The sequence below is a fragment of the Sphingobacteriales bacterium genome, assembly GCA_016706405.1.
Classification (GTDB): domain Bacteria; phylum Bacteroidota; class Bacteroidia; order Chitinophagales; family UBA2359; genus BJ6.
In genome coordinates this window covers 1,510,692-1,524,258 of sequence record JADJJT010000001.1, presented here as the reverse complement: position 1 = coordinate 1,524,258, position 13,567 = coordinate 1,510,692, and the positions used below count along the sequence as shown (strand labels likewise).

Here is a 13,567-nt window from a genome sequence, read left to right as displayed (position 1 = left end):
AATTTAAAAATTGATTTTTAAACAATTAATCTATATATTGTATTTTTAAATGTAATCTATGAGGTATAGCTACACCATTAATTTTTCCATATTGCGGCATTTTATAGTAGTTGCTTTTTTAGGCAATTTGCCCTTGTATGGAGTTTTCGCTCAACTGCAGAGCGGCGAAGCCTTTTTACAAGGCAAATACGTTGAAGTTGCCATTAACGAATGCGGCGTTTACGGCGCAAATGGTTCTCTTCCTACCCAAGGCGCGCAAGGAACTGCCTACCACTCAAACTCGCCTAACGGTTTGGGTTTTATAGCCGACCCAAGTTTAAATGGCTGGGGCACCCCCGAACCCGGCGGCACGCATAATTTTTGCGGCGACTATTTTACGCCAGGCTCTCCTGAAGAAGGCTGGACAATAGGCTACAAAATGGTTACAACCGGCTGTAATACCTGTAATCCGGATGATTGTGTAACTTCAAAAATTAACTCGAGCACTACCTGTACAACGGGCGGTGTACCTGGCTCAATAACAAGTTACAGCTATGTGCCCGGTGGCAACCTTTTAGCTACCTGGCAAGGCACAACCACCGATGGTATTGAGGTAACTCAAAGCACACGCCTGCCCGAAGACGAATTATATTTTGTAACCGATGTACAAATTTGTAACACCACCACCGATAAATACTTTTGCGACTTAATGTATGCCCGTAACGTTGACCCCGACCAAGACCAAGTTATTTGTGGCACCTTTAATACCACCAACAATATTAACAATGTAGGGGCCTGCCAACGAGTTGTTGAAGCGACCGGCTCTGCCTGTGGCTGCTATGTTGCCCTTGGCACCCTCGACCCACGCGCTACACCAAGCTGGGGTGGCTTTTTTACCGAAAGTGCTTGCCAGTACGACGACTGCGACGCCGCCCATCCATGCACTGGCTCAACATCTTGCGACTGTGCTATATCGCTAGCCTTTGAGTTAGACTGTATAGGCCCCGGCGAATGCAAAATTTTGTCGTATGCTTACGTTTTAAATATTAATGATCTGCAAGAAGCCCTTGACCAAACCGCCAGCCTAACCGGATTTTTTAACGGTAAAGTTATGGTTTGGGATGCAGGTTCTACAACCGTTTCACATTGTTACGGCGATACGCTACAGCTTAAAATGGCCGCCGGCTTTTTATGGGAATGGTCGCCTATGGATGAACTGTATTTAGATAAAGCACTTACAACACCCTATACCGGAGGCCCAGCCAATATTTTATACACAAATACCACTCAAGACAAAACTTATACTATTAACAGTGTAAACCCCGACAACCCTTGCTTGCAGGCAGTTACAACCGCCACTGTTAATATTAGCGTGGTAAAAATACAAGGCACAGTTGAAGATATTAGCTGCTTTGGCTTAGAAGACGGCGAAATTTCAGTTGATGCTCAAGGCGCGGTAAACTCACCAAAATATGTTTGGTCAGGGCCCGAGTTTATACCTGCAAACACCAAAAATCCTAAAAACCTAAAAAAAGGTACTTATTACCTAACTGTTGTTGATGGTTTGTTGAGTACCGGCTGCCTAACCGACTCTTCATTTGTTATTAACGAGCCTCCAATACTACAAGCCGGTGCTTATACCCTTTTTGTTGACAGTTGCAGCGCTGGCAAAGGAGCAGTCATTTTATCGGCCTTAGGAGGTACACTTCCCTATAAATATTCGCTTGATGGTGTAACCTGGCAACCCGATCCAATGTTTAAGAACTTACCCGCCGGCAATTATACCGGATTTATTGACGATGCCAATGATTGCGGCCCTCACTCGGTAAACTTTACCATAACTAAAACGCCGCAACCTAATATCAGCACAACCGACGCTCCCGAAATTTGTGCTGGCAGTAGTTTTGACCTAGCAACCTTAAATATTACCGACTCCGGAAATGCTCCCGGCACTTACACCTATCACTCGAACACCCCCGCCGATGCTTTAAACCAACTTCCTTCATCGGTAGTTTCGCCAACCACTACAACCACCTATTATGTATTAGAAACCACCCCCGAACTTTGTTCCGATGAATTAGCTATAACTGTAGTGGTAAATCAACTGCCTACTTTTAATATAACGCCTAACCCCGCCGAAACCTGCCAAGGTATCCCTATTGGGTTAAATGCTAATCCAAGCGGTGGAACCGGCACACTAACCTCAATCTGGACGGGCGATATTGCCGACCTTGACGACCCTAATATTGCCACGCCAACATTAAACGCAGCGAATGCGGGTACTTTTAACTTAACTTATACCGTAACTGATTCTAAAAATTGTTCCGCTTCGGCAACCATAACCGTTGTAGTAAACCCCAAACCTATTGTTTCGCCCAATCCAAACCTGTCGGTATGTACAGGCCAAACTATAACAGTAAACGGCAACCCTGCCGGCGGCACGCCAGCCTACACCCATATTTGGACGGGCGATGTTACCAATTTGTCGGCTACCAATTTGTCTAACCCCAGCTTTAACGCGGTAGCCCCCGGCACCTACAATTTAATATACACCATAATTGATGCCGAGGGGTGCGTGGCCACTGCACCGGTTACCATTACAGTTGCCGACCTTATTGACCCCGTATTGAGCAACCCACCATCATTCTGCACCGCCGACCCCGCGTTTGACCTTACTGTATCAAGCGACCCAAACTATCCCGGAACATGGACCGGAGCGGGCGTAAGTGGCAACACCTTTAATCCGGGTACAGCCGGCGCAGGTACACATGCCATTATTTACGACCCTGCCGATAATTGTGCCAGCAATGACACCATCAATATTGTTGTTTATTTACAACAAACACCATTATTAGGCATACCACCTAATTTATGTACCAGCGATGTGCCAATAGATTTAACAGCTTTTGAAGATGCAAATTTTGCCGGAACTTGGGCTGGAACAGGCGTATCCGGAACAATGTTTGATCCGGCAGTTTCCGGACCCGGAATAATAACAATAACCTTCGATGCCACTGACACCTGTATTTTGTCAGCCAATTTAAATATCACTGTTATACAGTCGGCAACACCTATTCTAAGCCAGCCCCCTGTTGTTTGTACCCTCGATGGCATCATCAGCTTAACGCCATTTGAAGATAGTAATTATGCCGGAACCTGGAGTGGTCCAGGCGTATCGGGCAGTAATTTTGACCCAACTGTTACCGGGCCAGGAAACATTACGCTTACGTTTAATGCTTCGGCACCTTGTGTAGCCCCTGCTACTATTACCATACCTGTTTACGAAACAACCACGCCAACCTTAACAACTATTCCCGACCAGTGCGAAAGTGGTAGCACCATTAGCTTAATACCTTACCAAGATGCCGCTTTTAGCGGAACTTGGAGCGGCCCAGGCGTAAGCGGCAGTAATTTTAATCCGGCCATTGCCGGCCCAGGCGTACACAATCTAAGCTTTGACCCCGACAGCACTTGTAGTATTAATGCCAGTGTAAGTGTAAATGTTATAGCGGCAATAACGCCTTCGTTATTAACCCCGCCCGTACTTTGCGAAGACAGTGCCCCCCTTGACTTAACTACCTTAGAAGATATTAATTTTTCCGGAGTTTGGTCTGGTGCGGGTGTGTCGGGAAGCAGTTTTGACCCCGCAATAGCAGGAGTAGGTCAACATACCCTTACCTTTACGCCAAGCGGTTTTTGCGAGTTTCCGGCAACAGTTATAGTACAGGTTAATCCGTTATGGCAGCCCACTGTAATAACGCCAACACCAATATGTGCAGACAATCCACCGGTTGACTTAATGCAATACGCCTCGCCCGGTACTTGGAGTGGCACTGGTGTTACTGGTGGCAACACTTTTGACGCGGCTTTAACCGGGGCAGGTAGTTTTAATTTAACCTTTACCTCTACTAATATTCCGCCCGATGTTTGCCCCATGCCTACGGTTGTTATTATGAAGGTAAATCCTTCCACAACACCCGTTTTAGGCCAACCCGCTCCGGTATGCCCCTTCGACAATCCGGTTGATTTAGATGCCTACGGCGATCCGAATTTTGGTGGAACATGGAGCGGAACAGGTGTCTCTGGAACCTATTTTTATCCGGATATTGCCGGAACAGGCATTTACACCATTACATTTACGCCCGGCGGTGGGTGCAGCAATCCCGTTTCTTTTGATATAGAAGTATTGCCCGCACCTGTACCTGTTTTGGGCACTATACCCGACTTATGTGCCGAAGATCCTCTTTTGGATTTAACACCGTTTAGTGATGCCAACCTTCCGGGAACATGGAGTGGTATGGGCGTTAGTGGCAATAGTTTTGACCCCGCTACCTTCCCTAATGGCGGTATCATAAACTTAACTTATACCCCCGGAGGCGTTTGCCCCGTACCTGTTGATGCTACGTTTATGGTGTTCCCCATGCAAATACCGCAAAACCCATCTTTGCCCACTTTGTGCGAAAGCGACCCTATTGTTGACTTAGCCCTCTACACCGACCCTAATTTTGTTGGTACTTGGAGTGGCACCGGCGTAGCAAACGATATGTTTGACCCGGCTTTGGCGGGGCAAGGATCGCACATACTTACCTTTACTCCCGATGGCGACTGTACCATTCCCGTTACTGATACTTTGTTTGTAGTAGATAAAATAACACCAACAGTTAAACCCTTCCCTGAATTATGCGCCGATGATTTGCCTATAGATTTAATGAAATATATAGATGCCAACTTAACCGGCGCCTGGTCGGGTGTGGGGGTTTCCGGAAATAAGTTTTCGCCGGTTATTGCTGGTGTAGGCATCCATACTTTATTATTTACCCCCGATGGAAGTTGTATTGAGGCGGTTAATCCAAGCATTGAAGTGAAACCTTTAATTAAACCTATATTAACAACGCCACCGCCACTTTGCCAAGGCGACCCCAACTTAAACCTAACTCCGTTTGCAGATGCAAATTTACCCGGTACTTGGAGTGGCCCTGGTGTAATTAGCGGCGACACTTTTGACCCATCATTAGGAAACAGTGGCAGTAACTGGGTGGTTTATACACCAACCGGCACCGGATGTCTGCGACCCGATAGTATTAACGTTGTTGTAAATCCTAATGGCATACCCATACTGTTGCAGCCTGCCGACCTTTGCACCAATAGCGCCCCACTTAACCTTACCCTATACGATGATAATAGTTTTGCCGGCACATGGAGTGGCCCCGGTGTAACAGGTACCACTTTTGACCCCGCCATAGCCGGAGCAGGCAGCCACGTTTTAACTTTTGACCCCTCGGGTGCTTGCGGCGAAAACGCAAGTATAACGGTTAATGTGGTGCTATCAGCTACGCCTGTATTGGGTAGCCCGCCGGTGCTATGCACCACCGATGCCGCTATTGACTTAAAGACATTAGAAGATGCAGGCTTTACGGGTACTTGGAGCGGCCCTGGTGTAGCAGGCACTATGTTTGACCCTGCAATGGCAGGAACTGGCAGTATTACAGTTACCTTTACACCAATAGGTGCTTGTAATTTGCCTGCAACCATTAATATTATAGTAAGTCCAACTGGCACCCCGGTTTTATTGCCCATAGCCAACCTTTGTACTGCCGATGCAGCCATAGATTTAACAGCATACGATGATGCCAACTATATTGGCACATGGAGCGGTCTTGGCGTATCGGGTACTTCTTTTGACCCGGCTACGGCTGGGGCTGGTACGCATACCCTTACGTTTACTCCGGTAGGTTTGTGCGCGCAAAGCGCAACTATTAATGTAGTGGTAAACCAAAGCGGTACGCCGGTATTGGGCACACCACCTGTGTTTTTGTGTGAAGATGATTTGCCTTTTGACTTATCAACTATTGCTGACCCCGGATTTATGGGATTTTGGGGTGGCGTAGGTGTTTCATCCGGAAAATTTATACCCTCATTAGCCGGACCAGGCGTACATACTGTTACTTTCTCGCCTGTAGGTGCTTGCAAATCTCCGGCTTCAGTTATATTTATCGTTAATCCATTTGGAAAGCCCAATATTATCATTCCGCCGCCCATGTGCGAAACAGACCCACCTCTTGACCTAACACCTTATGGCGACCCCAATTATACCGGAACGTGGATTGGCCTTGGAGTGCTGGGCAACGAATGGTGGCCGTTACTTACCGGCCCCGGAACCTTTAAACTGGCTTTTGAGCCTGTAGGAGATTGCAGCGACTCGACTGTCATTGAAATTGATGTATATGCCAATTGGCAACCCATAGTTGGCACGCCTAACCCTGTTTGCGCCAATGCAGCACCAGTTAATTTAACGCCTTATGCCGTAGATGCGGGTAACTGGAGCGGCCCCGGGGTTAGCGGCACCCAGTTTGACCCTTCGGCCTTAGGTGCTGGCACTTATACGCTTACGTTTACACCTACTAACCCACCGGCAGGTACTTGCGGTGTGCCTACAACAATTAACATGGTAGTAAATGATACCGGAATTCCAGCACTTACCACTCCGGTCCCAATATGTATTTCGGCTGCCGCCTTTAGCTTAACTCCATACGAAGATGCCAAATATAGTGGCTCGTGGAGCGGTGTGGGCGTTAGCGGCACTAATTTTGACCCCAGCATTGCAGGGGTAGGCACTTTTACACTTACATTTACGCCCAGCGGCGGATGTGGCTTGCCAGCTACTATATCAATTGAAGTGTTGGCCCCCGAAGTTCCAAGCCCCGGCGCATTGCCTAGTGTTTGCCAAACCGATTCGCCACTTGACCTTACGGCTTATGCCGACCCGTTGCTTCCGGGCAACTGGAGCGGAGCAGGCGTATCGGGCAATATGTTTAACCCAAGTATTGCCGGGAATGGAATAATTAATTTAACCTATACGCCAAGTGCTGCTTGTACCCAGTCTGTTCAAGTATCTATAACCGTAAATGCCCCTATAACGCCAGCCTTAACCACGCCGCCCGCCCAATGCGATAATGGTGCAGTTTTAAACTTGAGTGCCTTTATAGATGCCGCTTATCCCGCCGGAACCTGGTCGGGTAGTGGTGTTGCCGGCAATATGTTTGACCCTGCCAGCGTAACTGTTGGTACTTATACTTTAACATTTACACCCTCGGCACCTTGTACCACACCGGCCACTATAACTGTTTCGGTAATTGATTGTACTTTGTGTTTTGCTGTAACGCAGGGGACCTCTGGTTCGTTGAGTTTATGCGATGGCAATATACCTGATTTAAGTAGTTATGAGGCCTTATTAATTGTTGACCAACCAGCTAATTTAACCGGAATAGGATGGTTTACCGATGCCGCCCTAACAACAATGGTAACGAATGCGTTTTACAATTTTAATGGCCCCAACAACTGCACTGCCGATACCAAAGCCCTTTATTTGGGGGCAAGTTGCCTTGCACAACCCAATCCGGTGGCTGCCGGCAATATTAATATTACTATTTATCCGGCATTTGATGCCAGTTTAGTAAGCACTACTTCGCTTGATTGTGTAATTCCAACTATAACAACTACTTGTGCTAACTATGTGATTACGCCTGTAAATGTACCTTCGGTGCTAAATCCAGGCGATAGCGGAACAGCCGAATGGACTGTTAGTTTTGCCGGAAGCACTTGCTTTAGCCAGTCGGTAACGGTGCCCTACTCGTGTGGAAAAATATGCCCAACAGCATCTATTAGCCAAAGTGCCCCTGCCGATGCCTGTAGCAATGATAATATTACTCTTTCGGTAAATATAGTGCCTGCCACGGCGGTGCTTGGCGTTGATTACAGTTTGCAATGGCGTGTAAATGGGGTTAATATTGCAGGTGCAACCGGATTAAGCCATTCATTTGCCGCCCAGGCCGATGATTGTGATGTGGTAACCGAAGTTTACGATGTAGTATTTACTTGTTTAGACCCTGGTGCACCTGCCCAAACAATACCTGCCGGAACAGTTGCTATTCATCCATACTATAGTCCGGCAGTTTTAGTTGTAACGCAAGGAAATTGTATTGTGCCTTCAATTACTGCACCTTGTGCCGAGTATGTAATTACGCCACCGGCTAATTTGCCTTCAACCCTAAATCCGGGCGATGCCGGTACGGCTACGTTCACTATTTCAACCGGATGCTTTAATGAGGTTTTTGACGTAAATTATGCTTGTAACCTTGATTGCCCCCTTGTAACTACCCCACTTGCCGCCGATATTAGTATTTGCGATGGCGATGCGATTACCAATTTTGCCACTTACGAGAGCATGGTTGCCTATACCGATGCTGACGGCCAATATGCAGGAATGGCGTGGTTTAGCGATGCCGCCCTAACTGCTCAGTTAACACCCGCAGCATACGTTTACAACGGCGACAATTGTACGCCCGATGTTGTTACAGTTTATTTGGGCATTATTTGTAATGCCGGGCCAAATGTTGCCGCCGGAACACTAACGATTACGGTTTATGCAAATCCGGATGCTATTACACAGCCCGATGTTTGTAAGTTAAATGTTGCAAGCAGTTGCGCAAATGGCAGTATCACCATAATGTATCAACAGCCCGATAACTCGTGGGGGCCAACGCCAGCCGTAGGAGCAACAACTACTAATTGGATGGCTTATATGGTTGGCACGCCCGATGCAAATGCAGATGGCACGCCCGATTGCGTTGCAACTGGCTCAACTACCCTAAGCACACCCAATTTATCCCTTAGCGCTGGCAACGATATTACCATTTGCGAAGGAGAAATTGCACAATTAAACGGATTAGTAACCAATGGTACGGCCAGCACGTTGCTTTGGGAAACTTCAGATGGCGGAACTTTTGACGCTGAAACAACTTTATTAACCGGATTTACGCCTTTAGCAGCAGGGGTTTACACCTTACAGTTATCCGGATGGGATGCTTGCAATAATAAAGTATCTGACGAAGTAGTAGTTACCGTTAACACCTCCGGAAAATTAGAAATATCGGCCAGTAGCACAGATATATTATTAGGTCAAACTACCCAATTAACGGTAACAGGTCCTAATGTTGGTTTAAACTGGCAAACTGACCCTACCCTAAGTTGTACCGATTGCCCCGACCCAATTGCCACCCCCACAGCTACTACCACTTATCTTGTAATGTCGGACTCGCCTTGCGTTGAAGGCAACGAAATTACTATTAATGTGTCGGTTGAAAATGTGGTGGTGCTGCCTAACGCGTTTACACCAAACAACGATAATATAAACGATGTATTTATACCGCTGGGCGCAAATATTGCCAAACTCGATATGTTGGTTTATAACCGTTGGGGTGAGTTAATGTTTGAAGGTAACGGATTGTTGCCAACCGAAGGTTGGAATGGAGAGTTTAAAGGCCATAACTGCGAGGTTGGTACTTATGTAGTGCAGGCGAAAATTTATTTTGCCGACGGTGTTACCCGCGATATAAAAGGAAATATTACTTTGTTGCGTTAAATAATTAACAGAGCCTAAATTGTGTGAAAAAGGTTCTCTTTACATGAGAAAATCCCTCGCTGGCAAACCAGCGAGGGATTATTTTTTTAGGATATTAGTTCAGCGAAAATTACGCGCAGACAACTACGTACTATTAATAATTAGCAGGCTGCTTCATATAATTTGGCAACAGCACTCCAATCTACTACGCTCCACCAAGCATTAATATAGTCGGGGCGGCGGTTTTGGTAATTTAAGTAGTAGGCATGTTCCCAAACATCTAAGCCCAAAATTGGCTGGCATTTACATTCGGCTATATCCATTAGTGGGTTATCTTGGTTGGCAGTTGAACAAACGCAGAGGCTGCCATCGGGTTTTACGCCAAGCCATGCCCAGCCCGAGCCGAAGCGGGTGGTAGCAGCAGCGGCAAATTGTTTTTTAAATTCATCGAACGAGCCAAAGGCAGTATTAATAGCGGTTGCTAAATTGCCGTTAGGTTGGCCGCCGCCATTTGGCGACATGGTGTTCCAAAAAAGGTTGTGATTAAAGTATCCGCCGCCGTTGTTGCGTATAGCGGGGCTGCTGCCGGCTACTTGTAATAATTCTTCGATGGTTTTCCCCTCGTTGGGGGTGCCGGCAATGGCAGCGTTAAGGTTGTTGGTGTAGGCTGCGTGGTGTTTACCATGGTGAATTTCCATGGTGCGGGCATCAATATGGGGTTCTAACGCATTAAAAGCGTATGGCAGGGGGGCTAATTGAAAGGCCATAAAATAATTGACGATTTAAAAAGTTATTTATATTGTGATTAATTGAGTAGAATTGAACAAGTTAAGCGTAAAGCAAAAACAGCGTTTAAAATGAGTTTCCTAAGTTATTTGCTTGCTTTCTTGGTATATAACAATTAGATAGTAAAACTGTTTAGTATAAATTCAGTATTAGTTAGCCAATTATGTTTTGCCAACTAAGGCCAATGTTTGGTTTATTGTAAGTATATTTGCGCTTGTAGCACTTTTAGTTTTGTATTTTTTGTGTTGTTATCTGATGAAAAACTGGCAATACCGATTATTTTTATGTTTGCTTGGCCCCGTTTTATTGTGGCTTTGCTGGCCTCCTTTGCCGTTAATACCTTTAGTTTTTATTGGCTTTGTGCCTTTGTTAGCTTTGGAAAACCACATTGCCAATCAAGGCGGACAGCACCCTACAAAAACAAGGTACATGCGTTTGTTTTTATGGGGGTATTTGTATTTTTTGCTGTGGAATTTATTAGATACGTGGTGGATTAAAAATGCAAGCTTATGGGGCGGTGTTATGGCTTTTGTATTAAACTCGCTTTTTATGAGTTTTCCATTACTGGCATACCATGGTATTAAGCACAGGCTTGGGCAAAAGTGGTGGGCTGTAATTTTTGTGGCTACCTGGATGAGTTTTGAGTTTTTGCATCAAAAATGGGAGCTGTCTTTTCCTTGGCTTAATTTGGGCAATTCCTTCGCGCAATTCCCAGCCCTTATTCAATGGTACGAGGTAACGGGCACATCCGGAGGTACGCTGTGGGTACTAATAATTAACGTTTTAGTGTTCGATGCCTGGCAACGCTACCAAACTACAAAAGCGCAGCAGCAATATCCGGATAAAAAATGGGGGCAAAAACGCCTCGGGCTAATACTATTATTGTTAGTATTGCCAGTAACAGCCTCGTTAATACGTTATTTTACTTACCAAGAGCATGGCCGCCCGGTAACCGTTGGCGTGGTGCAACCAAATATTGACCCTTGGAATGAAAAATTTGACAGCCGGACAATGGGGCAACAAATGGAAAAATTTTTGCGCTTATCGGCGCAGGTTTTGGAGGTTGATTCAAGCAGTGTAAACGAGAGCAAAAACCTCCGGAAAGTAGATTATTTAGTTTGGCCCGAGACCTCGATACCAAATAACGACCGTTTTTGGTTAGCCGACCTTCAAACGCATCCGGAAATTTTATACCTGCGCAATTTTTTGCGTAAATACCCACAAACGGCGTTGGTTGCAGGTTTCGAGCCGTTTAAATTATACGACAACGTAAACGAAAGTCCAACGGCACGGGTTTTCAAAAACACAAACCGCGCCTACGATGTGTATAACTCGGCCATACAAATAGACACCTCGCAGCGATTACAGTACTATCACAAATCGAAATTGGTACCCGGCTCAGAGCGGATGCCTTACCCTGGCGTGTTCAAATTTTTAGAACCCTTGGCAGTACAGTTAGAGGGCATATCGGGCAGCAGGGGTACACAGGCACATCGGAGCGTATTTTTTAACACCGACAGCATTGGCGTTGCCCCCGTTATTTGTTACGAAAGTATTTACGGCGAATATGTAACCGAATATATACGGCGCGGTGCCAATTTAATTTTTATTATTACTAACGACGGGTGGTGGGGTAAAACACCAGGGTATAAACAACATGCAGCCTATGCCTCGTTACGTGCCATTGAAACGCGGCGAAGTATTGCCCGCTCAGCTAATACCGGCACATCGTGTTTTGTAAATCAGCGCGGCAATATACTACAGCCCCAACCCTGGTGGATGGCAGCGGCAATTAAAGATACTATTTTAGCTAACGACACCATAACGATATATGCCCGCTTTGGCGATTATTTAAGCCGGATGGCACTATTTTTGACTTTGTGCTTATTGGGCTGGGCTGTTTTTTTAAAGTTTAAACGATGAAACTTGCAACCCTGCTTTTTCTGGATTCTTTAACTGAAATGTGTTTTATTAATTGAATAAAGAAGTGATTTATAGAATGGGTAAAACAAGTAATTTGCTCAAATATTAGCTACTCACGCGGCGTTCTGTTACCGTTTGTTTTAGTTTATAGCTGCCCGTTGCGTGTTGCCCTCATTAGGGCTGCTCCAATTAATATAGTTAGCGCACAAAAAATATTAACACCTGCCCAAAAAGCTCTGTGTTGCTGCATTCCTTTCAGCTTTTCGTTGGGTAGCGCAAGTAAAAAAGTAATAGAAAAAAGTCCTAATGCACCAATCATTTTAATTGCAAATGCAATTAAGTATTTTGACTTATCTACGATATTGATATTGGGGTAAATGTCAATCCACTGTATTATTCCGGTTATAATTATTACAATTACACCTGCCCATTTAATATAGGCAAAACGTTTAATCATTTTGTTGAGGTATTGTTCTCTTGCTTCTTGGGGAATATATCTCATATTGGGTAGCAAAACCATTCTGGAATAAAACAGCCCTCCAAGTGAGGTACAAGTGGCGGCAATATGTAAAATATGGCAAATTAGTTGTAACATTATTGTATTATATAATAAAATTATAGTGAGCCTTTTCCTTCTTTATTTGCTAGTTGCCGCCCACGAAGAAACGTCATTAAATAGGTAATTACACCGCCCGCTATACCATGAACTAAATTGTTGGTATAAAGCTGTTCGGCATAGGCTCTAAAAAGAAACCCCGTTAGCCAACCCTGTAAACTGCCCAGCCCTAAAATAATAATGGCGAGAACAATAAAAGACTGCTTCCATTTGTCGGGAGAAAAATGGCTTGCGCCTGCTGCAAAAACGCCACTCATTGCACCAACTAAAAAAACATTAACAGTTAAGTCAAAATGGGCGAAAGGAAAAAAGGCAAGCAAATAGGCAATTGCCCCAAAACCGAAAGGCTCGAGCCAGTGGGCATCTCGACCAAAATCTGGAGCAGATTTTTGCCCATCCACCGCATCAAATATCTTCTTATCATCGATATAAAAATACGACAAAAACGCTCCTACGGGGGCACCAATATAAGCGTAAATAATTAACCAATAAAGTTGATGTGTTTTTAAATTAGAATAAAATACTGTTGTGGCGTAAAAAATTCCGACTGCCGTTACTAAGCCCCAAAATGCACCAATTAAAATATGTTTGTGCATTCGTAAAACAAAAAATGTAAGCCGTAAAAATACAGTCTGAACCAAGGCAGAGGCAAGGCCAAGCAGCAACAATATCTCGGATGGAACTTTAAAGCCAAAAATTAGCGAGCCTATAAAAATAAAGCCAATCCAACCTACAAGCCCTGTAACAATACTCGATGGAAATGAGCTTCTTTGTTTGAAAGGATTCATGTTGTAATATTATTTATTATATTGTAATTTATAAGACACAAAATATTTTGCCTTTTTATATGTTTATGTTTGTTG

5 protein-coding genes are annotated in these 13,567 nt (G+C 45.0%); 2 read left to right on the top strand and 3 right to left on the bottom strand.

The features are described 5' to 3' along the window. Window positions 1–58: 58 nt before the first annotated feature. Complete coding sequence (locus IPI59_05840) at window positions 59–9,400, top strand: gliding motility-associated C-terminal domain-containing protein (GenBank protein MBK7527071.1); 9,342 nt, start codon at window positions 59–61, stop codon at window positions 9,398–9,400. Between the two features lie 140 nt (window positions 9,401–9,540). On the opposite strand, the gene IPI59_05835 is transcribed toward IPI59_05840, so the two are convergent. After that, complete coding sequence (locus IPI59_05835) at window positions 9,541–10,146, bottom strand: superoxide dismutase (protein ID MBK7527070.1); 606 nt, start codon at window positions 10,144–10,146, stop codon at window positions 9,541–9,543. 274 nt (window positions 10,147–10,420) lie between these two features. Between IPI59_05835 and lnt the strand changes: the two genes are divergently transcribed. Continuing rightward, window positions 10,421–12,088: an apolipoprotein N-acyltransferase gene (gene lnt / locus IPI59_05830; protein ID MBK7527069.1), complete on the top strand. Its 1,668-nt coding sequence runs from the start codon at window positions 10,421–10,423 to the stop codon at window positions 12,086–12,088. Between the two features lie 145 nt (window positions 12,089–12,233). Here lnt and IPI59_05825 read toward each other — a convergent pair whose 3' ends face one another. Both IPI59_05825 and IPI59_05820 read right to left on the bottom strand, forming a co-directional pair. Then, window positions 12,234–12,683 carry a hypothetical protein gene (locus tag IPI59_05825; protein MBK7527068.1) on the bottom strand — a complete coding sequence of 150 codons (450 nt, stop codon included), beginning with the start codon at window positions 12,681–12,683 and terminating at the stop codon, window positions 12,234–12,236. A 20-nt stretch (window positions 12,684–12,703) separates the two neighbouring features. Continuing rightward, complete coding sequence (locus IPI59_05820; GenBank protein ID MBK7527067.1) at window positions 12,704–13,492, bottom strand: hypothetical protein; 789 nt, start codon at window positions 13,490–13,492, stop codon at window positions 12,704–12,706. Between the last annotated feature and the right edge of the window lie 75 nt (window positions 13,493–13,567).

Bases quoted from the DNA above. Each gene is read 5' to 3' on its own strand.
- IPI59_05820 (MBK7527067.1), bottom strand. From the start codon at position 13,492: ATGAATCCTTTCAAACAAAGAAGCTCATTTCCATCGAGTATTGTTACA.
- IPI59_05840 (MBK7527071.1), top strand. From the start codon at position 59: ATGAGGTATAGCTACACCATTAATTTTTCCATATTGCGGCATTTTATA.
- lnt (MBK7527069.1), top strand. From the start codon at position 10,421: ATGAAAAACTGGCAATACCGATTATTTTTATGTTTGCTTGGCCCCGTT.
- IPI59_05825 (MBK7527068.1), bottom strand. From the start codon at position 12,683: ATGTTACAACTAATTTGCCATATTTTACATATTGCCGCCACTTGTACC.
- IPI59_05835 (MBK7527070.1), bottom strand. From the start codon at position 10,146: ATGGCCTTTCAATTAGCCCCCCTGCCATACGCTTTTAATGCGTTAGAA.